Source organism: Streptomyces sp. NPDC000880 (assembly GCF_053599675.1).
The window spans coordinates 53,895-76,147 of sequence record NZ_JBSFMS010000014.1; the positions used below are offsets into that span (position 1 = coordinate 53,895).

Below are 22,253 nucleotides of genomic sequence, written 5' to 3' on the forward strand. Positions count from 1 at the left end.
CGTACGAGGACACTGGCGGTATGCACAACATTCTGGTCGTCGACGACGATCCGACCGTCGCCGAGGTCGTCGCCGGCTATCTGGAGCGCGCGGGCTTCACCGTGGACCGGGCCGCCGACGGGCCCGACGGACAGCACAACCCACTCCTCGCGGCGCTCGGCGGCGACGGCGACCGTGCCGTCGGCCGGGGTCCGGCGGATCGCGTTGACCAGGAGGTTCGCCAGTACGCGGGTCATCTCCTTGCCGTCCACCTCGACCGGGACCGGCTCGACACGGTCGCCGACGAGGCGTACGCCGTACTCGCGGGCGAGCGGGTCCGCCCCGGCGAGCGCCTCGCCGACCAGGTCGTACACCGACATCCGGGTGGGTGTGAGGGCCGGCGTGCCCGCGTGGATTTCGGTGACTCCGGTTTCCGGCTCGGACGTGCTCGGCGGGCGCCGCCTGGGTCTGGCAGACCTACCCTGGGCGCTGTCCCGGTCAGTCGGTCCGCTAATACTGGAAGGCATGGACCAAAGCGCCGAGCTCAGGGAGTTCCTGCGGTCGCGCCGGGCGAGACTGAGCCCGGCGGACGCGGGAATTCCGACGACCGCGACCACCCGCCGGGTACCGGGGCTGCGGCGTGAGGAGTTGGCACAGCTGGCCGGGGTGAGTACCGACTATTACACCCGGCTGGAACAGGGTCGGCTTATGAACGTGTCGGAGACGGTGCTGGACGCCGTGGCCAGGGCTCTGCAACTGGACGCCACCGAGCGGGCCTACCTCTTCGAGCTGTCCCGGCCCAAGCAGCGCCGCGCGGCACGCTTCCGCCCGCAGCGCCCACAGCGGGTGAGGCCGGGAGTGCACAGCATGCTGCGGATGCTGGACGACCGGTCTCCGGCCTTCGTGATCGGGCGCCGGATGGACGTACTGGCATCCAACCGGCTGGCGCGGGCGCTGATCACTGACTTCGACGCGCTGCCGCACCGGGAGCGCAATCTGCTGCGGTTCATGTTCCTGGACGAGGCCGCCCGCGAGCTGTACCGGGAGTGGGACAGGTGCGCCGCCGAGATGGTGGCCACCCTGCGGATGGACGCGGGCCGGAATCCCGACGACCGACTGCTCAATGAGCTGGTCGGCGAACTGACCATCAAGAGCCCGGAGTTCAGGTCCTGGTGGGCCGACCACAACGTGCGGGAGAAGACGCACGGCGTGAAGCACTACCACCACCCCCTGGTGGGGGAAATGACCCTGGCCTACGAGAACGTCACCTTCCCCAGTGAGGACTGCCAGACGATGTGCGTCTACACCGTCGAGCCGAACTCGCCGTCCGAGACCGCGCTACAGCTGCTCGCCAACTGGACCGGAACCGCCGGCGCGGCCGACGGACGATTTTCGCTTCCTGATCAGATATCCCAAGGAGAAATCTACCCATGACCACCGCCACCGCCTATGCCGCCCCCTCGGCGAAGGCTCCGCTGGAGCGCACCACTATCGAGCGCCGCGCCGTCCGCGAGCACGATGTACTGATCGAGATCGCCTACGCCGGCATCTGCCACTCCGACATCCACACCGTCCGCGAGGAGTGGGGCGAGGCCGCCTTCCCCATCGTGCCGGGCCACGAGATAGCGGGTGTCGTCACCGAGGTCGGTCCTGGCGTGACCAAGTACGCCGTCGGTGACCGGGTCGGCGTCGGCTGCTTCGTCGACTCCTGCCGCAAGTGCGAGCAGTGCCTGGCCGGCCTGGAGCAGTTCTGCACCGACGACGGCGGCATGACCGGCACGTACAACGACAAGTACCGTGACGGTGAGGTCACGCAGGGCGGCTACAGCACCCACATCGTCGTCGACGAGAACTACGTGCTGCGCATCCCTGATGGTCTGTCCCTCGATGTCGCGGCCCCGCTGCTCTGTGCCGGCATCACCCTCTACTCCCCGCTCACCCACTGGAACGCGGGCCCCGGCAAGAAGGTCGCCATCGTCGGCGTCGGCGGCCTCGGCCACATGGGCATCAAGATCGCTCACGCCAAGGGCGCCGAGGTCACCGCGTTGAGCCAGACGATGCGCAAGAAGGATGACGCGCTGCGGCTCGGCGCCGACCACTACTACGCGACCGGCGACCCCGAGACCTTCACCAAGCTCGCCGGGACCTTCGACCTGATCGTCAGCACGGTGTCGGCCGTCGTCGACCTGAACGCCTACCTCTCGCTGCTGAAGCCGGACGGCGTCCTGGCGAACGTCGGTGCGCCCGAGGACCCCAGCTCCCTCCACCTGTTCTCGCTCATCATGGGCCGCAAGACGCTGGCCGGATCGCTGATCGGCGGCATCAAGGAGACCCAGGAGATGCTGGACTTCTGCGCGGAGCACGGCTTCGCCGCCGACATCGAGGTCATCAACGCCGACCAGATCAACGAGGCGTACGAGCGCGTCATCGCCAGCGACGTCCGCTACCGCTTCGTCATTGACATCGCTTCCCTGCGCGACTGAGACACGGCTTACACGGCTGACACCCTAGGGAGATCATGCGTTACGTAAAGCTCGGCTCGACCGGTCTTGACGTCTCGCCGCTCGTGCTGGGATGCATGAGCTACGGCGCGCCCCATCGCGGTAACCACGAATGGACCCTGGACGAGGAGGAGTCCCGCCCCTTCATCCGGCGGGCCGTCGAGGCGGGGGTCAACTTCTTCGACACCGCGAACATCTACTCGGACGGCACCAGTGAGGAGATCGTCGGCCGCGCACTCGGCGACTTCGCCCGCCGGGACGAGATCGTACTGGCGACCAAGGTGCACGGAGTTATGCGCCCGGGGCCGAACGGAGGCGGGCTGTCCCGCAAGGCGATCTTCACCGAGATCAACAACAGCCTGCGGCGGCTTGGCACCGACTATGTCGACCTGTACCAGATCCACCGCTGGGACCCGAACACGCCCATCGAGGAGACGCTGGAAGCGCTTCACGATGTCGTCAAGGCCGGCAAGGCGCGTTACATCGGGGCGAGTTCGATGCACGCCTGGCAGTTCTCCAAGGCACTCTACGTAGCGGAGCGGCACGGTTGGACGCGTTTCGCCACCATGCAGAACCACTACAACCTCCTCTACCGGGAGGAAGAGCGCGAGATGATGCCGCTCTGCGCGGACCAGGGCATCGGGGTGATCCCCTGGAGCCCGCTCGCGCGGGGCAGGCTCACCCGGGACTGGGACGAATCCAGCGTCAGGAGCGAGATCGACAACTTCGGGAAGACGCTCTACAAGGACGATGACCGGGTCATCGTCGAGCGTGTCGCGGAGATCGCCGCCGAACGCGGCATTCCGCGGGCGCAGGTGGCGCTCGCCTGGCTCGCCCAGCAGCCTGGGGTGACGGCACCGATCGTCGGGGCGACCAAGCCACACCATCTCGATGACGCGCTGGCCGCGCTTGATGTGGAGCTCAGCGGGGACGAGTTGAAGCGGCTCGACGAGCCCTACACTCCGCACGCGGTGTCAGGCTTCTAGCAGGCCGGCCAGGCACCCGCTTTCCGCGCGCTGTCCTGACAAAGAGGTGGCCTCCGTCCGCTGTCGCGGGTTGGGGCCACCTCTTCGTGCATCGATGTGCGACGGCGGACATGCCGGAGCCCGCCGGGCGGCTGCCGCGGCGGGCTTCGGCGGATGCGCCGACGCGGGCGCCCGGTACGTCAGTTCGCGGCGGCCGTCGCCCGCGATGTGGTGCCCTTCCCGTCCGCCGCCGTCGCGGTCCCCGGTGTGAGGAGCCGTTCGGCGAGGTACCCGAAGACCAGTCCGAAGCAGGTCCAGAGGGTGACCTGGATGGCGAGCGTGGCCAGCCGGAACTCCCAGACCACTGTTGCCGGGAAGCCCTTCGGCACCTCGTTGAACGAGGGCAGGAAGGCGAAGGCGAGACCGGCGGCGGCGACGAACGCGGCCGCGGCGGCGACGGTCGCGTTCCAGTTGCCGAGACGGGGAGCCAGGCGCTTGCCGAGGATCACCGCGGCGACCGTGAGCAGGACGCTGAGCAGGATCATCAGGAAGTACAGCGTTGTGCGTTTGCCGATCGTGTCGGGGTCGCCGACGGCCGGCGGGTTCGGCGGGTACTTGAGGAACGGCACGACGTACACGCTCAGCAGCGCGCCGAGAGCGACCAGCGCGGCTGTTGCGCGCGGACCGAACCGGCCGATGCGGCCGAGCGCGACAGCGAACGCGAGGGCGGCGATGCCGCCGATCGCGACGCCGAAGACCAGTACGCCGGTGGCGAGACCGGCCGTGGACTGCATGGCGCGGCTGACGAGTTCCTCGCCGCCGTGGCCGTGCTCATGGCTGTTGCTCTCCTCGAACGCGATGGCCGCGTCCACAGGGGACTCGCCGAGCAGGTACGCGACGACGAGGGCGAAGACGCCGGCAACCAGGCCCGCGAGCATGCCGCGGACGAGCAGGGCTCTGACAGATATGGAGTTCATGGTCTTTCCCCTGAGCTCTGAAGAAGTTCTAGTGGCAGGGGAAGCCGAGCAGATGGCGTCCGTCGTGGACCCACTCGTGGACGTTCTCGCCGGAGATGAGCGAGGTGGCGCCCTGCTCGGCGCCGACGAAGTAGAGCAGAACCAGCATCAGAACGCCGAAGAAGAACGCCCAGGGGGCGATGGCCTTGAGCGAGATGGGGGTGATGGCCGGTGCGGCGGTGGCGGGCGCAGCAGACTGTGCCATGGCAGAACCTCCTGGGGGAACACGCGTCCCGATCGTGGTGCCTGAGACGAAGGCGCTGGGTCTGACTTCCCGCAGGGGAACGGGTACACAGTGGCGCGACCGTGCCGGATTCTCACCGGGCTTCCGTCACACCTTCGTCATGTCCACGCGACCGTACCGCGTGCGGGCCTGCACCGCTACGGCGCAGGGGCGCGTGACCTGGCGTCCGAACGCCCATGATGTTCTTGTTCCTTGGCCGCGAGGGGGAGGGGAGCGCACGGGATGACGGTACGGGTGATGTTGATCTCACCTGCGACGAACGCGGCGCTGCGAGAGGCCCGCTTCGACGGTGACGCGCCGCTGGACGAGTCGGGAGCACGCCGCGCCCGGGCCGCCGCTGGTGCGCTGCCGCGCGCCGACCGGCTCTTGAGCGGCTCGTCCGCGCGCTGCCGGGAGACTGCCGCCGCGTTGGGCCTGCGGGCGGAGCCTGCCGAGGCCCTCGGTGACTGGGACTTGGGCCGCTGGCGTGGGCGACGACTGGACGAAGTGAGCGCGAGCGAGCCGGAGTCGGTGTCGGCGTGGCTCTGTGATCCGTCGTGCGCACCGCACGGCGGCGAGTCGCTTCGGTCGCTCTGCACGCGGGTGGGCGCGTGGCTGGAGTCGCTCCCGCCCGACGCCGGCCGTGTCCTCGCGGTCGTCGACCCGGCGGTGACGCGGGCGGCGATCGTACAGGCGCTGTCCCTGCCACCGGAGGCGTTCTGGCGTCTGGACGTCGCCCCTCTGACTCTGACGGAACTCACCGGCCGCGGGGGCCGCTGGAACATGAGGTGCGGACGCCCGCTGGGCCCGGAGGCCGGCTGACGCCCGTGCTCACTGCCCCTCGGCCGGCAGTGGCTGTTCCGTCCAGATGACCTTGCCGTCCGGGGTGTACCGCGTGCCCCAGCGTTCCGCGAACTGGGCTACCAGGAACAGCCCCCGGCCGCCCTCGTCCGTGATCGCCGCCTGGCGCAGGTGCGGGGACGTGCTGCTGTGGTCCGAGACCTCGCAGATCAGGGAGCGGTCACGGATCAGCCGTACGCGGATCGGTCCCGTGGCGTACCGGATCGCGTTGGTGACCAGCTCGCTGAGGATCAGTTCCGTCGTGAATGCCTCCTCCGCCAGACCCCACTCGGCCAGCTTGCGGGAGACGGCGGCTCGCACCTGTCCCACGGCCGACGGGTCGGGCGGCACTTCCCAGTCGGCCACCCGGCTGGAGTCCAGGACACGCGTACGGCCGACGAGCAGCGCGATGTCGTCGCGCGGGCGTTCCGGCAGCAGCTCCTTCAGCACCGCCTCGCAGGTTTCCTCCGGGCTCCGGTCCGCTTGCTCCGCCAGCGTCTGGCGCAGCAGCGCCAAGCCGTCGTCGATGTCGCGGTCGCGGTCCTCGATGAGCCCGTCCGTGTACAGCACCAGGCGGCTTTCCTCGGGCAGCTGAAGGTCCAGGGTCTCGAAGGGCAGTCCGCCGAGCCCGAGCGGCGGGCCGCCGGGCACATCGGCGAAGACCGCGGTGCCGTCCGGGTGGACGACGACGGGCTGGAGATGGCCTGCCCGTGACATCGTGCAGTGTCCGGACACAGGGTCGTAGATCGCGTAGATACAGGTGGCTCCGGTGACCCCCTCCGTGCCGTCCGCGGCCTCGTCCTGGTCGATGCGGGCGACCAGCTCGTCAAGGTGGAAAAGGAGCTCGTCGGGCGGCAGATCCAGGCTGGAGAAGTTGTGGACCGCGGTCCGCAGCCGGCCCATGGTCGCCGCGGCGTGCAGGCCGTGGCCCACGACGTCGCCCACCACGAGCGCCACCCGGGCGCCCGGCAACGGGATGATGTCGAACCAGTCCCCGCCGACGCCGCCGAGCCCGCCGAGCCCGGCCTGCGCGGGCCGGTAGCGGTAGGCGACGTCGATGGCGTTCTGCTCGGGCAGGCCGCGCGGCAGCAGACTGCGCGCGAGGGTCACCGCCATGGTGTGCTCGCGGGTGTAGCGGCGAGCGTTGTCGATGCTGATCGCGGCTCTCGCGACCAGCTCCTCCGCGAGGGACAGGTCCTCCTCCTCGAACGGCTCGGGCTTCTCGGAGCGCCAGAACATCGCCACGCCCAGAATCACGCCGCGGGCGCGCAACGGCACCGCGATCATCGAGTGGATTCCGCACTCGACGAGCTTCCTCGCCCGCTGCGGATCCTGCTCCTGCCACCCGGTGTACGCGGCCAGATCCGGCTCCAGGACCGCCTCGCCCTTGCGGATGCCGAAACCCAGCCGCGTGGACGGCACAAAGTGGATCAGCTTGCCCAGCGGGTAGAGCGCGGTGTCCTCCCGCCGTCCGCTGAAGGCCACACGGCGCATGTCGTGGCCGGGGCCCGCGGCCGTCGGCTCCTCGCCGCGCAGCACCTCCTCCACCAGATCGACGGTGGCGTAGTCGGCGAACCGGGTCGCGGCGAACTCCGCCAGTTCCTCACAGGTGCGCACCACGTCGAGGGTGGTGCCGATCTCCGTACCGGCGTCGTACAGCAGCTTCAGACGCCCCCGCGCAACATCCGCCTTCCCGGTCAGCGCCCGCAGCTCGGTGGTGTCGCGCAGCGTCGCGACGCTGCCCGGTGGCCCGCCGTCCTGGTCCGTCGGCCGCTGGTTCACGGCGAGCAGCCGGTCCCCGATCAGATGCACCTCGTCGGTGGCGGTCCGCCCGGAGGCGAGCAGCCGGGCGGTGAGCGGGTCAAGGCCGAGCTCGGTGACCGGGCGGCCTTCCACGTCCGCCGGCAGATCGAGCAGCCGACGCGCCTCGTCGTTGGCGAGCAGCAGCCGCCCGTCCCCGCCGACGATGAGGACGCCCTCCCGTACGGCGTGCAGCACGGCGTCGTGATGCTCGTACATCCGGGTCATCTCGACGGGGCCGAGGCCGTGGGTCTGGCGGCGCAGCCGTCGGGTGACCAGCGCCGTACCGCCGGTGCTGACGACAAGCACCGCACCGGTTGCCGCGAACAGCAGCGGGAACTGGTCCTCGACGACACTGCTGACATGCTCGATCGTGATCCCGGCGGACACCAGGCCGACGACCGAGCCATCACGTCCCGTGACCGGTACCACCGCCTGGATGAGCGGCCCGATCGTCCCGGTGATCTTCTCGGTTGTGATGTGGCCGGCCAGCGCGGGCCCCAGATCGCCGACGAACTTCTTCCCGATCCGGTCGGTCAGCGGGTGGGTGTAGCGGATTCCGTCGGTGTTGGTGACGACGATGAAGTCGACGCCGGATCGCTTGCGGGCTTCTTCGGCGCGCGGCTGGAGCACGGCCGTCGGATCGGGACTCTTCAGTGCCTCCTCGATGCCCGGCGCATTGGCGAAGGTCTCGGCGACGGCGACCGACCGGTTGCGGGCCTCGCGCTCGCTGTCGGACCTGGACTGCAGGACGAGCGCGACCATGGCGGCCGCGACGAGCAACACCACGATCGCCAATTGCAGGAGAAAGACCTGACCTGCGACAGTTCGCATCCGCAGAACCGAGCGCGGGCGGCCGTAGCGTGCGGCCATGACCTAGTTCTACACCTCCCGCATACGCCGAGCTATTTGCGCACCGTAGAGCGCAAAGGCCGTACGCGCGACGCGTTCGCCACAGAATGAGTGCGGGCCGCACCGCGGATCTGTGCCGTGGAGGGGGGTGGCGGTACGTCGGTCAGGCTCGGCTCAGCAGCGTGCTCATCGCCGCGTGGAGCGTCGCCTCCGGATCCTGGACCGCGCCCGGCGAACGCCAGGCCACGAAGCCGTCCGGGCGTACCAGCAGAGCGCCCTCGGGCGTCGTACCGTGCATCGCGGCCCAGTCGGCATCGCCCTCGGGGACCAGGTCGGCGTCCGCACGGGCACCGATCGCGTACGCGTCCAGTCGCACGGAAAGCCGCTCGGCGACCCTCCGCGCCGCTGCCTGCCACGCCGTGCCAACCGCGCTGAGCAGCACGAACGACCGCTCGTAGAGGTCCAGGGTGGACACCCGCCCGGTCGGCCCGCCGACCCACATGTGCGGGGCCCGGGTGCCGGGAGCGCCCGTCAGCTCCATCCGCTCCGGCACGATGGGGCGGTCCGGGGCGACGCCCAGGACCGCGCCGTGCAGATAGCTGTAACCCATCGCCACCGAGAGGATTCCGCCCTTCCGCCCGCCGCCCGGGGTGATCGCGGGTGCGTAGCCGGGGTGGCTGTGCTCCGCCGAGCGGGACGAGGCGCGTTCGCTCGTCGCGCGCGCCACCGGGCGCCGCTCCGCGTCGTACGTCTCGAGCAGCCCGGGACCCGCCGAGCCGTCCAGCACCAGCGCGAGCTTCCAGGCCAGGTTGTGGGCGTCCTGGATGCCGGTGTTGGAGCCGAACGCCCCGGTCGGGGACATCTCGTGGGCCGAGTCGCCGGCCAGGAAGACCCGGCCTGACGAGTAGCTCCCGGCGACCCGTTCCGCGGCGTGCCACGGCGCCTTGCCGGTGATCTCGACGTCGAGACCCGGCGCGCCGGTGGCCTTGCGGATGTGCTCGGCGCAGCGCTCGTCGGTGAAGTCCTCGAGCGCCTCGCCCCGCTCGGGGTGCCAGGGCGCGTGGAACACCCACAGCTCCCGGTTGTCCACCGGCAGCAGCGCCCCGTCCGCTTCGGGGTTGGTCAGATAGCAGACGATGAAGCGCCGGTCTCCCACCGCGTCCATGAGCTGCCGGGAGCGGAAGGCGATGCTCACGTTGTGGAACAGATCGCCGTTGCCGGTCTGGCCGATGCGCAGCTGTTCCCTGACGGGGCTGCGAGGCCCGTCGGCCGCGACGAGATAATCGGCGTGCACGGTGCTGTGCTCACCGGTGTCCCGGTTCTTCAGGACCGCCATCACGCCCGTCGAGTCCTGCTCGAAGCTGAGCAGTTCGGTGGAGAACCGCACGTCGCCGCCTTGCGCGAGGGCACGGGACAGCAGCACGGGTTCGAGGTCGTTCTGGCTGCACAGGCACCATGTCGTCGGACTGAAGCGGGCCAGCCCGCCGCCGGGGTCGATCTCCTTGAACAGCCACTCCTGGTCGTTGCCGGTCAGCGAGCCCGCCTGCAGGATGCCGTGGTTCTCCGCGAGGACCGACGCGGCCTGCCGGATGTCCGCCTCCACCTCGGCGCCCCTGAACAGCTCCATCGTCCGCACGTTGTTTCCGCGCCCGCGTGGGTGCATCGAGGTGCCCGAGTGTTTCTCGACCAGCAGATGTCTGACGCCGTGGCGGCCCAGAAACAGCGACGTGGACAGGCCCACCAACGAGCCGCCCACGATGAGGACCGGTACGCGGTGGTCGACGTTCTCTTCCATATCTGCCATGAGTCGCTCCAGCTCCTGCCGCCCGGGGGGATGGAACTTTCATGCCCCCTGGGGGAACGGTTCCCTCGCGCATTCACCCGCTTGGTTCTCAGCTCTCGCGCCAGTCGAAGTACCGGACCACGATCAATTGCGGGAGCGCCACCCGAGCCAGGGAGGCGGACCATCCGTATCCGCAGGGTGGTTGAAACCCGAGCGGATTCCACCGACGACGGATGAGGGGCCACAGGACGTGGCGGCCGAGCTGTCGATAAGGAGTGTGAATGATGACAACCCTCTCGGAACGGATATCGCAGTCCGCCTTCGATGGCTCAAGGCTTCGAGTCGTGCTGCTGCTGGACCTCCAAGACGGCGCGCAGAACCAGTTCCTCGAGGCGTACGAGCGTCTGCGCAATCAGGTCGCATCGATCCCGGGCCACATCAGCGACCAGCTGTGCCAGTCGATCGAGAACCCCTCGCAGTGGCTCATCACCAGCGAATGGGACAGCGCCCCGCCCTTCCTCGCATGGGTGAACAGCGAGGAGCACGTGAAGACGGTCCAACCGCTGCACAACTGCGTACGGGACACCCGCTCGCTGCGCTTCAGCGTCCTGCGGGAGACCGGACAGGCCTTCACCGAGACACCCGAACAGCTCAAGAGCAGGCTCCAGGCCGCACCCCGGGTCGGCGACGGAGTCGTACGGCACGCCCTCACCTTCACGGTCAAGCCGGGCAGCGAGAAGGAAGTCGCGAAGATCCTTTCCGGGTACGTCTCCCCGGCGTCCCGCGTCGACGAGACCACCCGGCTGCGCCGCACCTCGCTCTTCATGCACGGCAACCGCGTCGTGCGGGCGGTCGAGGTACAGGGCGACCTCCTCGCCGGACTGCGCCATGTGGCCAGGCAGCCCGAGGTCAGGGCTGTGGAGGAAGCCATCAACCCGTATCTGGAACAGGACCGGGACCTCGAGGACCCCGACTCCGCCCGGATGTTCTTCACCCGGGCGGCCCTCCCCGCGGTCCACCATGTGGCGGGCGACGGGCAGGACCCCGCCGAGCTGACCCGGCACGCGCTCTACTACCCGGCCAAGGAGGGCTGCGGAATGGCGCTGGCCCGGCTGCTCGCCAAGCAGGACGAGGCGGCGGCCGAGAGCTCCGACAGCCCCGTCGCGAGCAGCACCATCTTCCAGCGCGACGACATCGTCGTCCGCCTCATCGATGTGAGCGGCAAGCTCGACGCGAAGCCCGCCCTGGCGCTCGGCGTCAGCGGACCCCGCAAGGCAGCCACCCTCGCCCGGCTGCTCTCCGGCGGCGAGGACAGCATGCCGACCACGCAGAAGGAGATGTCGCGATTCCTCGCGGACTCCGAAATGCACCTGATCACCGACCGGACCGCGTCGCCGGAATCTTGAACCGCGCGTCCGGCCATCACGGCCACCGGCCGAGCCGTCGGGGGCAAGCACCTGGAGGAACCAGTCATGACCACGCACCGCCCACGCATCGTGGACCTCAGCGAGACCCAGCCCAACCGCAGGCGCGGAGGCGACCTGCGCGCCCTGCTCACCCCGACCGCGGTGGGCGCCACCAGTGGATTCATGGGCCTTGCCATCGTGCAGCCCGGCGAACGCATCGGTGAGCACTACCACCCGTACTCCGAGGAGTTCGTGTACGTGGTGAACGGGCTTCTGGAGGTGGATCTGGACGGCGAGACGCACCCGATGCGGCCCGATCAGGGCCTCCTGATCCCCCTGAACGTGCGCCACCGGTTCCGTAACGTCGGGGCCGTGGAGGCCCGCATGGTCTTCCACCTCGGCCCGCTCGCCCCGCGCCCGGAGCTCGGGCACGTCGACACGGAGGAGAACGAGCGGCCCGACCACACCGACACCGGACACCCCGGAAGCGCCGAGCAGGGCAGGCCGCCGGAACGGACTGGGGTCGTTTCGTGAGCCGGCGGGTGGCGGTCACCGGGGTCGGTATCGTCGCCCCCGGCGGAGTCGGCGCCCAGGCGTTCTGGGACCTGCTCGCGAACGGCCGTACAGCGACGCGCGGCATCACGCTCTTCAACCCGGAGGGCTTCCGCTCGCGCATCGCCGCCGAGGTCGACTTCGACCCCGGGGCCCACGGTCTCGACCGGGAGCAGGTGGCGCGCTCGGACCGGTACATACAGTTCGCGCTGGTGGCCGCCGAGGAAGCGATACGCGACTCCGGCATCGATTCGGAGAAGAAGGACCCCTGGCGTTTCGGGGTCTCGCTCGGCACCGCGGTGGGTGGAACCACCCGCCTGGAGCACGACTATGTCGCGGTCAGCGGCAAGGGCGAGCGCTGGGACGTGGACCACCGGCCGGCCGGACCGCATCTGCACCGCGCGTTCTCGCCGAGTTCCCTCGCCTCCGCGGTGGCCGAACAGGTCGGCGCCCACGGCCCGGTGCAGACCGTCTCGACGGGCTGCACCTCAGGGCTCGACGCGATCGGCTATGCCTTCCACGCCATCGAGGACGGCCGGCTCGACGTCTGCGTCGCGGGTGCGTCGGACTCGCCGATCTCCCCGATCACGGTCGCCTGCTTCGACGCGATCAAGGCGACCTCGCCGAACAACGACGACCCGGCCCACGCATCCCGGCCGTTCGACGCCAACCGGGACGGGTTCGTCATGGGCGAGGGCGGCGCCGTACTGGTCCTGGAGGAGCTGGAGCACGCCCGGGCCCGCGGGGCCCGGGTGTACTGCGAGATAGGCGGCTACGCCACGTTCGGCAACGCCTACCACATGACGGGACTGACCCCCGAGGGACTGGAGATGGCCCAGGCGATCAACAGCGCCCTCGAGCACTCCCGTATCAACAGCACCGAGATCGACTACGTCAACGCGCACGGCTCGGGCACCAAACAGAACGACCGGCACGAGACGGCCGCGGTGAAACGATCCCTGGGCGACCACGCCTACAAGACGCCCATGAGCTCGATCAAATCCATGGTGGGCCACTCACTGGGCGCCATCGGAGCGATCGAACTCGTAGCCTGCGTCCTCGCCATGGACCGGCAAGTAGTGCCGCCGACGGCGAACTACGAGACCCCCGACCCCGAATGTGACCTGGACTACGTGCCGCGCACCGCCCGCCCCCGGAAGCTGCGCAGCGTGCTCTCGGTCGGCAGCGGGTTCGGCGGATTCCAGTCAGCGGTAGTCCTGACCCGACCAAATGGGAGGGCGCGATGAGCTCCGGACAAGCCCGGCAGACGGTCATCACAGGAATCGGCGTCATCGCCCCCAACGGGGTCGGCACCGAAGTCTTCTGGAAGTCGACCCAAGCAGGTATCAGCGTCCTCGACCGGGTCACCCGCGAGGGATGCCGGCAACTGCCGCTCCGCGTGGCGGGGGAGGTGCGCGACTTCGACCCAGGTACGCAGATCGAGGAGCGCTACCTCGTCCAGACCGACCGCTTCACGCACTTTGCGATGGCCGCGGCCGATCTCGCCCTCGAAGACGCCCGGCTCGGCCGCGCCGACTACGAAGGCTCGCCCTTCGCCGTGGGTGTGGTGACCGCCGCCGGGTCCGGCGGCGGCGAATTCGGACAGCGTGAACTGCAGCGGCTGTGGGGACAGGGCTCCCGCTTCGTCGGCCCGTACCAGTCCATCGCCTGGTTCTACGCGGCCAGCACCGGCCAGATATCCATCCGCGCCGGCTTCAAGGGACCCTGCGGCGTCGTCGCCAGTGACGAGGCGGGTGGACTCGACGCGTTCGCGCACGCCGCAAGAGCGGTACGACGCGGCACCGACGCCGTCGTGGTCGGTGCCGCGGAAGCCCCGCTCGCGCCGTACTCGGTCGTCTGCCAGCTCGGGTACGAGGACCTGAGCACCTGCGAGGACCCGACGCGCGCCTACCGGCCCTTCACCTCCGACGCCTGTGGCTTCGTCCCCGCCGAAGGCGGAGCGATGCTCGTGGTCGAGGAGGCGGCGGCGGCCCGCCGCCGAGGCGCCCGGCCCCGCGCCCTGGTGGCAGGACACGCGGCCACCTTCACCGGGCCTTCCCAGTGGGAGCGGTCCCGGGAGGGTCTGGCACACGCGATCCGCGGCGCGCTGGCGGAGGCCCAGTGCGCGCCCGAGGAGGTCGACGTGGTCTTCGCGGACGCGCTCGGCGTGCCGGAGGCCGACCGGGCCGAGGCGCTGGCGATCGCCGACGCGCTGGGCGCGCACGGCCGGCGCGTACCGGTGACGGCGCCCAAGACCGGTATCGGACGGGCCTACTGCGGAGGCACCGTGCTCGACATGGCCGCCGCGGTGCTGGCCATGGAGCACGGCCTTGTACCGCCCACGCCCAACGTCTTCGACGTGTGCCACGACCTCGACGTCGTGACGGGCAAGGCCCGCCCCGCGCAGTTGCGGACTGCGCTGGTGCTGAGCCGCGGGCTGATGGGCTCGAACGCGGCGCTGGTGCTGCGCAGCGCCACCGACACCCCCTCGTGAGAAGGAGAAGTCCCATGTCCGAACGATTGACCATCGAAGAACTCGCCGCCCTGATGAAGAAGGGCGCCGGACTCACCGTCGACCCCGTCGACCTGGCGAGCCGTCCTCAGGCCCGCTTCGACGAGTTCGGCCTCGACTCGCTGGGCCTGCTCGGCATCGTCGGCGAGCTGGAGAACCGGCACGGCCGTCCGCTGCCTCCTGACGCGGACCGCTGCAAGACCCCCCAGGAGTTCGTGGACCTCGTCAACAACACCCTCATGACTGGAGCCTGAAGTGCCCGGACACACCGAGAACGAGATCACCGTCGCCGCCCCCCTGGACCTCGTCTGGAAGGTGACCAACGACATCGAGAACTGGCCCCAGCTGTTCAGCGAGTACGCGTCGGTCGAGATCCTCAGCCGGGAGGGCAGCACCACCACCTTCCGCCTGACCATGCACCCCGACGACAACGGCACGGTCTGGAGCTGGGTCTCGGAGCGTACGACCGACCGCAAGGGCCGCAAGGTACGGGCCCGCCGCGTCGAGACCGGCCCCTTCGAGTTCATGGACATCCTCTGGGAGTACTCGGAGGTCCCGGGCGGTACGCGCATGCACTGGACGCAGGACTTCGCGATGAAGCCGGACGCCCCGGTCGACGACGACTGGATGACCGACAACATCAACCGCAACTCCCGCGTCCAGATGGAACTCATCCGGGACAAGATCGAGCAGCGCGACCGCGAGAGCCGCAGCGCCTCGGTCACCGCCAACTGAGCCCCGGGCAAGGGACCTGGGAAAGAAAGGGAGCTCCCCGATGCACCAAGCCCTGATCGTCGCCCGTATGGCGCCGGAGTCGGCCCCGGACATCGCCAGGCTGTTCGAGGCCTCCGACAACGGCGAACTGCCTCACCTCGTCGGGGTCGCCCGGCGCAGCCTGTTCCAGTTCGGCGACGTGTACATGCACCTGATCGAATCCGAGCGGCCGCCCGGCCCAGAGATCGCGAAGGTGACGGACCATCCGGCGTTCCGGGACATCAGCGACAGGCTCACCGCCTTCGTCAGCCCCTACGATCCGGAGACCTGGCGCAGCCCGAAGGACGCGATGGCCCGCCAGTTCTACCGGTGGGAGCGGGACGGAGCGGCCTGACACAACGATTGCCCCGGGCCCGGCTCTGTGCCGGGCCCGGGGCTTTTGTGCCGTAGGAGTGTGCGGCGGGGAGTCACTCGGGCACGGCGCCCTCGAACGCATGGAGATACGCGTTCACCGGACGGATCTCGCCGACGAGCAGGCCCGCCTCAGTCATCCTGTCCACCAGGCTTGCCTTGGTGTGCTTCGCACCGCCGACATTGAGGAGCAGAAGCAGGTCCATCGCCGTCGTGAACCTCATCGAGGGAGTGTCGTCGACGAGATTCTCGATGATGACGACCCTGGCGCCCGGGCGGGCCACCGTGACGATGTTCCCCAGCGTCCTGAGAGTGCTCTCGTCGTCCCACTCCAGGATGTTCTTGACGATGTAGAGATCGGCCTCGACCGGGATGTCCTCCCGGCAGTCCCCGGGAACGATGCGCACCCGCTCCGCCAGCGAGCCGCCGGCCCGCAGCCGGGTGTCCGCCTTCGCCACCACGTCGGGCAGATCGAGCAGGGTGCCCCGGACGGTCGGATGCTTCTCGAGCAGACTCGCCAGCACATGCCCCTGACCGCCCCCGATGTCCGCGACCACACGGACCCCGGTCAGGTCGAGGAGCTCCGCGACCTCCAGCGCGGACTGCACGCTGGAGGTGGTCATGGCCCGGTTGAAGACATGGGCCGACTCGTGCGCGTCCTGGTGCAGATACTCGAAGAAGCCCTTGCCGTACAGCTCGTGGAAGATGCTCCGGCCCGAACGCACCGCGTCGTCGAGCCGGGGCCACGCGTCCCAGGTCCATGGCTCCGTGCACCACAGGGCGATGTACCGCAGGCTGTTCGGGGCGTCCTCGCGCAGCATGCAGGACATGTCCGTATGGGCGAACGTGCCGTCCTCGGTCTCGACGAAGACGCCGTAACAGGACAGGGCGCGCAGGAGCCGGCGCAGCGGCTGCGGTTCGGTGTTCAGCGCGGCCGCGAGCTCCTCCGCGGTCGCCGGCGTGTCGCCGAGCGCGTCGGCGACACCCAGCCGGGCCGCCGCACGCACGGCAGCGGCGCACGCCGCTCCGAAGACGAGCTCCCGCAGGCGCATGGCCGACTGGGGGGCGGACTCGAAGGTTGTCGCTGGTCTGGGGCTAACGGTGGTCATACCGCCTCGATTCTCCGGTGTCGGGGAACATCGGTCAGCACATCCCTGCGGGGTCGGATTCCTGGCACACATTGCCGAGGAACGTGTTGCTCGTTCCTCCGCCCTGGTTGACCAGGTCAGCCGTCTTGTTGCCCACCACCCGGTTGTACTGGATGACGTTGGCGGTGTTCTGGGCGCCCACGAAGCTCTTGAACAGCACGATTCCGCCGGAGAGCGGCGTGGAGCCCACGTTGTTCAGGATCTGGTTCGAGCGGACGACGGTCGCCTCGGAGCCGGTGAGGACGATGCCGGAGCCCTGGATGGCGGGCAGGCGAGGGGTGGCGGCGCAGAATTTATTGTTCTTGTAGATCCAGTTGCCGCGTACGGTCATCGCGCCGGCCGCGGGCTTCGACTCGTCGCCAACGACGAACAGGCCGGCGCAGTTCTCGGTCATGGCATTGCCGTGGACGGTGAGGTTACGAACCCGCCTGACCGTGACTCCGATCCGGTTCCCGGTCAGCGCGTTGTCCGCGACCACCGCACCCATGGTGTCGGTCGCGCCGCCCTCCTCGTCGACCGTGTTCGCGATGAAGATGCCGGCGTCGCCGTTGTCCCGGGCGACGTTGTCACGGAACACACCCCGGGTGGACTTCTGCTGAGCGATGCCCCATGTGCCGTTCTTCTCGGCGACCACCCGCCTGACCGTCAGCCGGTCGGTGTCGGACGCCCAGATGGCGTTCTTCTTGAAGCCCGAGACGGTGAGCGAGCGGATGGTGACCCTGTCGACGGTCTTGGCCGCCGTACCCGTCACACAGATGCCGTTGCCGCTCTGTGCACAGGCGTTCGCGGCCGGCGTGGCAGCCGGCATGATGACCGTGCTCCTGCCGGACCCGCGCAGGGTCAGGTCCGCCTTGGTGACAAGGACGCTCTCTCGGTAGGTGCCGGGGTAGAGGAAAACCGTGTCTCCCGGCTTGGCGGCGTCGACCGCTGCCTGAATCGATTCGCCCGGATGCACCATGTGCCATGCCGGTCCGGTGGACGGCGCCGCTGCGCCCAGTCCCGTGACCATGATGACCGAGATGCATGCGAGACATCTGATCTGTCGTTTCGTCATGAGGCGAAGCTATGGGCGATCTTCCACCCTCGCCACATGGAGTGAGCGGATGGATACCTACTGTGCGCGAATGGCCGCTCGCGTCCCCCCGACTGGGCCAACTACGTCTCGGCCCCGGTGCGGGACTGCTGCCCGGCCGGGCCGTACGGGTCGACCGCGGCCAGTGCGATGTCGTCACCGCCGACGGGCTGGTCCGCGCCGACACCGCGTACGTGACGCCGCACGATCCGCTGCAGTCCCGCCGTGTTCCTCGTGGTCCCGCATTATGTCCGTGAGTGCCCTGCCGGGCGCGGTCCTGGACGCCGATGTTGGCGCAGGCGGTGCGGGGTTGGCGCAGGCGGTGCGGGGTTGGCGAAGAACGTCACCCCGAAGGCTGATCGCCGCGTCGCGGGCAGCGGGTTCGACGGGGTGGGTCCGGGCGTCTGTCGGTCACAACGCTAGGCACGGAAGCCGTCGAACGTGATGTTCAGGTGGCGGGGTCCGCGCAGGACGGCGTTCTGGCGGTAGGGGGGTGGGTCCTCCACCAGGCGGGGGTTGTCGAGCCTGCGGGCGAGCTCGGTCAGGGCGAGCTGTGCCTCCAGGCGGGCGAGGGGCGCGCCGAAGCAGTTGTGGATGCCGCTGCCGAGACCGAGGTGCTGGTTGTCCCTCCGGTCGGGGTCGAATCGGTCGGGGTCGAGAAACCGTTGCGGGTCCCGGTTGCCTGAGGCCAGGACGAGCCAGACGGAGGCGCCCTTGGGGATGGTGGTGCCGGCGATGTCGATGTCCGCAAGGGTGGTGCGCTGTGGAAGCAGCTGCACGGGGGGCTCGAAGCGCAGGAGTTCTTCCACGAGCGGGATGGCCAGGCTGGGTTCGTCCCGCAGCCGCTTGAGAACGTCCGGGTTGCGCAGCAGGGTGAGCATGCCGTTGGTGATGAGGTTGACCGTGGTCTCGTGGCCGGCGATCAGGAGCAGGGCAGCAGTGCTGAGCACCTCCATCGGGCTCATCTGCCCGTCCGGGCCGTGGTCGGTGACCAGTGCGGAGAGCATGTCGTCTCCGGGGGCGCCACGGCGTTCGTCGATGAGCCCGGACAGGTACATGCCCAGTTCGGTGCGGGCCTCCTGGGAGACGCGGCGCCGCTCGCCGGGGTCCTGGTCCGGGTCCGGGTCGAGGCTGCCGGCGATGGTGTCGGCCCAGGAGTGGAAGCGCGCCTCGTCCTCGCGTGGAATCCCGAGCAGTCGGCAGATCACGGTCACGGGGAAGGGGTAGGAGAAGTTGTCGACGAGGTCGACCTGGTTCCGGTCTCCGAAGCCGTCGATGAGGTCCGAAACGATCCGGGCGAGTTCGCCGCGCATGTTGTAGACGCGACGGGGTGTGTGCGGCGGTCCGAACGGGCGCATCGTCATACGGCGCAACCGGTCGTGCTCCGGAGGGTCGAGCTTCAGGAAGGCGGGTGGCAGAGCCGATGTCTCCTCTTCCTGATCGGGGAGTGCGCCGGCGGCCTGGGGGGAGAGGTTACGGGCGTCCGAGCTGATCCGCGGATCGTGCAGCAGGCTCTTGATCTCCCAGTAGGTACTGACGACGAACAGACTGTCTCCCTGTTGGGACACCGGCGTCTTGCGGAGCTCGGCGTACAGGGGGTAGGGGTTGGCGCGGTTGGCGTGGTCGGTGATCTGCCGCAGGAGCGTGCCTTGCGTCATGGTGGCGTCCTTGTGGGCGTTGGGCAGCGGGCTTATTCCCGTGCCGAGATCAGGCTCGGGCAGGGGTGAAGGTGACCCGCCGGTCGGTAGGCGAGTAGCCGCTGAGGGTGACGGACGGCCCGTGGGTGGGCAGTGAGGGGTCGGGGAAGTCGGCCGGGACCGGCCGCAGACCTTCGGGACGGCGGTCAACCGTGGGGAATGCCGGCGGGAACGGCGCAGCCGCTTCGATCAGCCGCTGGTAGAACTCCAGCCACTTCGTCTGGTCGAAGGTGACTGCGGCGATGACGCGGCCCTGGTATCCGTACACGCCGGTGAAGCGGCGCTCGGCGAGTGACCCTTGGGCGATGAGGAGCTCCTCGCCCAGGGACGGGACGCCGACCGACTTGATGCTGACCCCGAACTGGGAGGACCAGAAGGCCGGTACCCACAGGTGCGGACGGCGGTCCGAACTGGCGCTGATCATGTTGTGCGCCGCGACCGCGGCCTGTGCGACGGCATTGCCCCAGTGTTCGAGGGACAGGAACTGGTACCCGAAAAGCGCGTGCGGGGATCGTGCGACGTCACCGGCGACGAAGATGTCGTCGGTCACGATGCCCCGGACGTCAAAGGCGCGGCATCCGGCGTCGCAGGCGATTCCGCGCGGGCCGGCACCGAGCCCGGAGTCCGTCAGCCACGCGGTGTTGCGCGTCGCGCCGAGCGAGACCAACGCGACATCCGCGTCGATGGTGGTGCCGTCGGACAGGTGGGCGCTCCGCAGGCGTCCTGCCGAGTCGCCCTCCAACCCTGTGACCATGAGGCCGCAGCGCAGGTCCACGCCGTGTTCGCGTTGCAGCTCCGCGGCCGCCTGGCCGACCACGCCGCCGAGCGCGCCCACGAGAGGCGCTGCCGCGCGTTCGACGACGGTGACCGGCAGCCCGCGCTCGCGGCAGGCGGAGGCGATCTCCGAGCCGGTGAACCCGGCGCCGATGACGAGCACCCGGCGGGGTGCGGCCATCAGCCGCCGGTGCAGCCCGGCCGCGTCGTCCCGCGTGCGCAGTACGAAGACCCCGTCCAGGTCGGCTTCCGTCTCATGCGGCCATGGCCGGGCATGAACGCCGGTCGCGATCAGCAGCCGGTCGTACTCCACCTCGTCGCCGTCGGCCAGGCGCACCCGTTTGGCCGCCATGTCCAGCCCGGTTGCGGCGACACCGAGCCGCCAGTTTGCGTCGAGCTCCATGCGCCGGGGCAGCGTGGTGTGATCGGCGGACGCCTTGCCCAGCAGGACCTGCTTGGAGAGCGGCGGCCGGTCGTACGGTTCGTGGGGCTCGTCGCCGATCAGCGTCAGTGAACCGGTGAAGCCCTCCTCCCGAAGGGTCTCCGCGGCCCGGAGGCCGGCCAGGGAGGCACCCACGATCACGATCCGCCCCTCACGCCTCATCCATTCCAAGAACCCGTCACTGGACACTGGACAGGCCCTCCCTCGCCGTGGCGGGCGCATCGCCCATGTCGTCCACCAAGATGGCCTGGACCGGACACGCCGCGGCGGCGCGCGCCACGTGCTCCCGCTGTGTGTCGTCGGCGTGCGGGTTGTACAACAGCGCCTCGTCGCCGTGCATGGCGAATACATCGGGTGCGAGGAAGGCGCACTGCGCGTACCCCTGGCACCGGTTGAGATCGACGACAAGCCTCATCAAGGGGCCGCCCTTTCAGTAGTTCCCTGCCCCAGCATGCGAGCGGTGTTGTGCTTCCGCGAGCACAGGCGGGCCAGAGGAGTTATCGGTCGATAACGCGCCGTGGGCGGAAACTCGCCACAAGAATGTAGAGGCTGACAATCAGAGCCCACATGGGAAAGACCAGCTCGGACCAGGCGATGCTGTCCGTCACGAAGAGCAGTGTCAGGGCGACGAGATAGCCCAGGAGGGAAAGCCAGCGCGGAAGGACTCCGAGCCGATGCCCGATGGAGGAGGTCGAGAAGGTGAATACCGCGGCCATGCGCATCGAGTAGGTCGTCAGAAGGCTGTAGGTGAAGTGCTCGCCGAAGGACCACAGTTGCAGTTTGGAATCGGCCCCGGACGAATCGGCCGTGGCCAGTAGGCTTCCGGCTGCCGCCGCGGCCCCGAAAAGAGTCGCCACGAACAGCAGACCGCTGCCCAGGAAGACAGTGGCGAGGAACTGGTCCTCCGCTTCTCCGATTCGTGCGCGCACAGCGCCCATGAACCACAGGAAGAAGATGCCCGCGAATGGGATGAGGTCGAGCGCCGTCTGTACCGTGCGCCGACGCGAGGGATCGGTGAACCAGCTGCTGCCCCCGCCGCCCGGCTCGCCCGGGATTGCCAGGCGGACCAGAATGATGGCAGCACCCAGCAATAGGGCGAAGATGATCCCTACCAGGCCTGCGGCTCGTGGAGTGCGCAGCGCCTGACTTTTCCTCATCTCCATGGGCTCCATGGGCGGTCGTTCGCTCCTCTCCCTGTCCCTGCGTCACCCGGTCCGGTGACAGCCGGTTGGGCGCGTCACAGATCGGACGCGCCGCTGCGGCCTCACGCGCACTCCAGAGGACGACTAGGACCAGCAAGCACCCGCGCGCGTGGCCGCGCCACCCGGACCACGCGTGAGGGTGACGTGCGGGGACCAGCAGCTCCCGTGGTCTCCGGCTGACCTCTGCTTCATCTCCGCGCCGAAGTGCGCGTGCCGGGGCCACCCTTGTGAAGGGCGCGAGGGCAGCGGCTGCGAAGACGCTGCGAGCGGCTGATGCTGCAGGGGTGCCAGTGCCCGCCACTGCAATAGGACGGTGCCTGGCTGCGGATGACTCCGTGAGTCCTGTCCGAGGCACGGGTCACAG

Annotated in this window: 22 protein-coding genes and 2 pseudogenes; 12 read left to right on the forward strand and 12 right to left on the reverse strand. The window is 69.3% G+C overall.

The annotated features are described in order from the left end of the window. Positions 1–20: 20 nt before the first annotated feature. A pseudogene (locus tag ACWDO5_RS07295) lies at positions 21–194 on the forward strand (DNA-binding response regulator); the annotation flags it as partial. Here ACWDO5_RS07295 and ACWDO5_RS07300 read toward each other — a convergent pair. Continuing rightward, a pseudogene (locus ACWDO5_RS07300) lies at positions 126–404 on the reverse strand (sensor histidine kinase); the annotation flags it as partial. The pseudogenes ACWDO5_RS07295 and ACWDO5_RS07300 overlap by 69 nt on opposite strands. 100 nt (positions 405–504) lie before the next feature. On the opposite strand from ACWDO5_RS07300, the gene ACWDO5_RS07305 reads away from it, so the two are divergent. The 3 genes from ACWDO5_RS07305 to ACWDO5_RS07315 are packed head-to-tail and all read left to right on the forward strand — an operon-like array spanning position 505 to position 3,466. Beyond that, positions 505–1,413, forward strand: coding sequence for a helix-turn-helix transcriptional regulator (locus ACWDO5_RS07305; protein WP_450529164.1), 909 nt, complete (start codon positions 505–507; stop codon positions 1,411–1,413). Then, a complete protein-coding gene (locus ACWDO5_RS07310) occupies positions 1,410–2,462 on the forward strand; it encodes an NAD(P)-dependent alcohol dehydrogenase (RefSeq protein WP_450529166.1) in 1,053 nt (350 codons plus the stop codon). The genes ACWDO5_RS07305 and ACWDO5_RS07310 overlap by 4 nt, the downstream gene beginning before the upstream one ends. Positions 2,463–2,497: 35 nt before the next feature. After that, entirely contained in the window at positions 2,498–3,466 is a 969-nt protein-coding gene (locus ACWDO5_RS07315; RefSeq protein WP_450529168.1) for an aldo/keto reductase, read from the forward strand. 179 nt (positions 3,467–3,645) lie between these two features. Here ACWDO5_RS07315 and ACWDO5_RS07320 read toward each other — a convergent pair whose 3' ends face one another. Together ACWDO5_RS07320 and ACWDO5_RS07325 are read right to left on the reverse strand one after the other, a co-directional pair. Continuing rightward, positions 3,646–4,422, reverse strand: coding sequence for a CbtA family protein (locus tag ACWDO5_RS07320; RefSeq protein WP_450529170.1), 777 nt, complete (start codon positions 4,420–4,422; stop codon positions 3,646–3,648). 28 nt (positions 4,423–4,450) lie between these two features. After that, on the reverse strand, positions 4,451–4,666 hold the full coding sequence (locus tag ACWDO5_RS07325; RefSeq protein ID WP_450529172.1) for a CbtB domain-containing protein: 216 nt from the start codon (positions 4,664–4,666) through the stop codon (positions 4,451–4,453). Positions 4,667–4,927: 261 nt separating this feature from the next. Between ACWDO5_RS07325 and ACWDO5_RS07330 the strand changes: the two genes are divergently transcribed. Beyond that, complete coding sequence (locus ACWDO5_RS07330) at positions 4,928–5,506, forward strand: histidine phosphatase family protein (RefSeq protein WP_450529174.1); 579 nt, start codon at positions 4,928–4,930, stop codon at positions 5,504–5,506. Positions 5,507–5,515: 9 nt separating this feature from the next. Here ACWDO5_RS07330 and ACWDO5_RS07335 read toward each other — a convergent pair whose 3' ends face one another. Together ACWDO5_RS07335 and ACWDO5_RS07340 are read right to left on the reverse strand one after the other, a co-directional pair. After that, complete coding sequence (locus tag ACWDO5_RS07335) at positions 5,516–8,197, reverse strand: SpoIIE family protein phosphatase (protein WP_450529176.1); 2,682 nt, start codon at positions 8,195–8,197, stop codon at positions 5,516–5,518. A 142-nt stretch (positions 8,198–8,339) separates the two neighbouring features. Next, positions 8,340–9,971 carry an FAD-dependent monooxygenase gene (locus ACWDO5_RS07340; protein WP_450529219.1) on the reverse strand — a complete coding sequence of 544 codons (1,632 nt, stop codon included), beginning with the start codon at positions 9,969–9,971 and terminating at the stop codon, positions 8,340–8,342. A gap of 272 nt (positions 9,972–10,243) precedes the next feature. Between ACWDO5_RS07340 and ACWDO5_RS07345 the strand changes: the two genes are divergently transcribed. The 7 genes from ACWDO5_RS07345 to ACWDO5_RS07375 all read left to right on the forward strand — a co-directional run bounded on the left by ACWDO5_RS07345 (position 10,244) and on the right by ACWDO5_RS07375 (position 15,537). Next, on the forward strand, positions 10,244–11,365 hold the full coding sequence (locus ACWDO5_RS07345) for a SchA/CurD-like domain-containing protein (RefSeq protein WP_450529221.1): 1,122 nt from the start codon (positions 10,244–10,246) through the stop codon (positions 11,363–11,365). Between the two features lie 66 nt (positions 11,366–11,431). Continuing rightward, a complete protein-coding gene (locus tag ACWDO5_RS07350; protein WP_450529178.1) occupies positions 11,432–11,899 on the forward strand; it encodes a cupin domain-containing protein in 468 nt (155 codons plus the stop codon). Next, the gene (locus ACWDO5_RS07355; RefSeq protein WP_450529179.1) at positions 11,896–13,164 is read left to right on the forward strand and encodes a beta-ketoacyl-[acyl-carrier-protein] synthase family protein; all 1,269 of its coding nucleotides are present in this window, start codon (positions 11,896–11,898) and stop codon (positions 13,162–13,164) included. The genes ACWDO5_RS07350 and ACWDO5_RS07355 overlap by 4 nt, the downstream gene beginning before the upstream one ends. Further along, positions 13,161–14,411, forward strand: coding sequence for a ketosynthase chain-length factor (locus ACWDO5_RS07360; protein WP_450529181.1), 1,251 nt, complete (start codon positions 13,161–13,163; stop codon positions 14,409–14,411). The genes ACWDO5_RS07355 and ACWDO5_RS07360 overlap by 4 nt, the downstream gene beginning before the upstream one ends. A 14-nt stretch (positions 14,412–14,425) precedes the next feature. After that, positions 14,426–14,683, forward strand: a complete 258-nt coding sequence (locus ACWDO5_RS07365; protein WP_450529183.1) for an acyl carrier protein — start codon at positions 14,426–14,428, stop codon at positions 14,681–14,683. 1 nt (position 14,684) lies between these two features. Next, positions 14,685–15,164 carry an SRPBCC family protein gene (locus ACWDO5_RS07370; RefSeq protein ID WP_450529184.1) on the forward strand — a complete coding sequence of 160 codons (480 nt, stop codon included), beginning with the start codon at positions 14,685–14,687 and terminating at the stop codon, positions 15,162–15,164. Positions 15,165–15,204: 40 nt separating this feature from the next. Further along, complete coding sequence (locus ACWDO5_RS07375) at positions 15,205–15,537, forward strand: TcmI family type II polyketide cyclase (RefSeq protein WP_450529186.1); 333 nt, start codon at positions 15,205–15,207, stop codon at positions 15,535–15,537. Positions 15,538–15,610: 73 nt separating this feature from the next. On the opposite strand, the gene ACWDO5_RS07380 is transcribed toward ACWDO5_RS07375, so the two are convergent. From ACWDO5_RS07380 to ACWDO5_RS07410, 7 genes are all read right to left on the reverse strand, one after another. Then, a complete protein-coding gene (locus ACWDO5_RS07380) occupies positions 15,611–16,663 on the reverse strand; it encodes a methyltransferase (protein ID WP_450529188.1) in 1,053 nt (350 codons plus the stop codon). Between the two features lie 34 nt (positions 16,664–16,697). Continuing rightward, entirely contained in the window at positions 16,698–17,756 is a 1,059-nt protein-coding gene (locus ACWDO5_RS07385; protein ID WP_450529189.1) for a right-handed parallel beta-helix repeat-containing protein, read from the reverse strand. Positions 17,757–17,857: 101 nt separating this feature from the next. Next, positions 17,858–17,980 carry a hypothetical protein gene (locus ACWDO5_RS07390; RefSeq protein ID WP_450529224.1) on the reverse strand — a complete coding sequence of 41 codons (123 nt, stop codon included), beginning with the start codon at positions 17,978–17,980 and terminating at the stop codon, positions 17,858–17,860. Positions 17,981–18,193: 213 nt separating this feature from the next. Further along, on the reverse strand, positions 18,194–19,432 hold the full coding sequence (locus tag ACWDO5_RS07395; protein ID WP_450529190.1) for a cytochrome P450: 1,239 nt from the start codon (positions 19,430–19,432) through the stop codon (positions 18,194–18,196). 49 nt (positions 19,433–19,481) lie between these two features. Continuing rightward, positions 19,482–20,849 carry an NAD(P)/FAD-dependent oxidoreductase gene (locus ACWDO5_RS07400; protein ID WP_450529222.1) on the reverse strand — a complete coding sequence of 456 codons (1,368 nt, stop codon included), beginning with the start codon at positions 20,847–20,849 and terminating at the stop codon, positions 19,482–19,484. Between the two features lie 16 nt (positions 20,850–20,865). Then, positions 20,866–21,102, reverse strand: coding sequence for a ferredoxin (locus ACWDO5_RS07405; protein ID WP_450529192.1), 237 nt, complete (start codon positions 21,100–21,102; stop codon positions 20,866–20,868). A gap of 82 nt (positions 21,103–21,184) precedes the next feature. Next, positions 21,185–21,859 (reverse strand): hypothetical protein, encoded by a 675-nt coding sequence (locus tag ACWDO5_RS07410; RefSeq protein WP_450529194.1) that lies wholly within the window; start codon positions 21,857–21,859, stop codon positions 21,185–21,187. Positions 21,860–22,253: the final 394 nt, after the last annotated feature.

Bases quoted from the DNA above. Each gene is read 5' to 3' on its own strand.
- ACWDO5_RS07350 (WP_450529178.1), top strand. From the start codon at position 11,432: ATGACCACGCACCGCCCACGCATCGTGGACCTCAGCGAGACCCAGCCC.
- ACWDO5_RS07405 (WP_450529192.1), bottom strand. From the start codon at position 21,102: ATGAGGCTTGTCGTCGATCTCAACCGGTGCCAGGGGTACGCGCAGTGC.
- ACWDO5_RS07335 (WP_450529176.1), bottom strand. From the start codon at position 8,197: ATGGCCGCACGCTACGGCCGCCCGCGCTCGGTTCTGCGGATGCGAACT.
- ACWDO5_RS07385 (WP_450529189.1), bottom strand. From the start codon at position 17,756: ATGACGAAACGACAGATCAGATGTCTCGCATGCATCTCGGTCATCATG.
- ACWDO5_RS07315 (WP_450529168.1), top strand. From the start codon at position 2,498: ATGCGTTACGTAAAGCTCGGCTCGACCGGTCTTGACGTCTCGCCGCTC.
- ACWDO5_RS07400 (WP_450529222.1), bottom strand. From the start codon at position 20,849: ATGAGGCGTGAGGGGCGGATCGTGATCGTGGGTGCCTCCCTGGCCGGC.
- ACWDO5_RS07375 (WP_450529186.1), top strand. From the start codon at position 15,205: ATGCACCAAGCCCTGATCGTCGCCCGTATGGCGCCGGAGTCGGCCCCG.
- ACWDO5_RS07320 (WP_450529170.1), bottom strand. From the start codon at position 4,422: ATGAACTCCATATCTGTCAGAGCCCTGCTCGTCCGCGGCATGCTCGCG.
- ACWDO5_RS07380 (WP_450529188.1), bottom strand. From the start codon at position 16,663: ATGACCACCGTTAGCCCCAGACCAGCGACAACCTTCGAGTCCGCCCCC.
- ACWDO5_RS07365 (WP_450529183.1), top strand. From the start codon at position 14,426: ATGTCCGAACGATTGACCATCGAAGAACTCGCCGCCCTGATGAAGAAG.
- ACWDO5_RS07325 (WP_450529172.1), bottom strand. From the start codon at position 4,666: ATGGCACAGTCTGCTGCGCCCGCCACCGCCGCACCGGCCATCACCCCC.
- ACWDO5_RS07310 (WP_450529166.1), top strand. From the start codon at position 1,410: ATGACCACCGCCACCGCCTATGCCGCCCCCTCGGCGAAGGCTCCGCTG.
- ACWDO5_RS07330 (WP_450529174.1), top strand. From the start codon at position 4,928: ATGACGGTACGGGTGATGTTGATCTCACCTGCGACGAACGCGGCGCTG.
- ACWDO5_RS07410 (WP_450529194.1), bottom strand. From the start codon at position 21,859: ATGGAGCCCATGGAGATGAGGAAAAGTCAGGCGCTGCGCACTCCACGA.
- ACWDO5_RS07340 (WP_450529219.1), bottom strand. From the start codon at position 9,971: ATGGAAGAGAACGTCGACCACCGCGTACCGGTCCTCATCGTGGGCGGC.
- ACWDO5_RS07395 (WP_450529190.1), bottom strand. From the start codon at position 19,432: ATGACGCAAGGCACGCTCCTGCGGCAGATCACCGACCACGCCAACCGC.
- ACWDO5_RS07360 (WP_450529181.1), top strand. From the start codon at position 13,161: ATGAGCTCCGGACAAGCCCGGCAGACGGTCATCACAGGAATCGGCGTC.
- ACWDO5_RS07305 (WP_450529164.1), top strand. From the start codon at position 505: ATGGACCAAAGCGCCGAGCTCAGGGAGTTCCTGCGGTCGCGCCGGGCG.
- ACWDO5_RS07345 (WP_450529221.1), top strand. From the start codon at position 10,244: ATGACAACCCTCTCGGAACGGATATCGCAGTCCGCCTTCGATGGCTCA.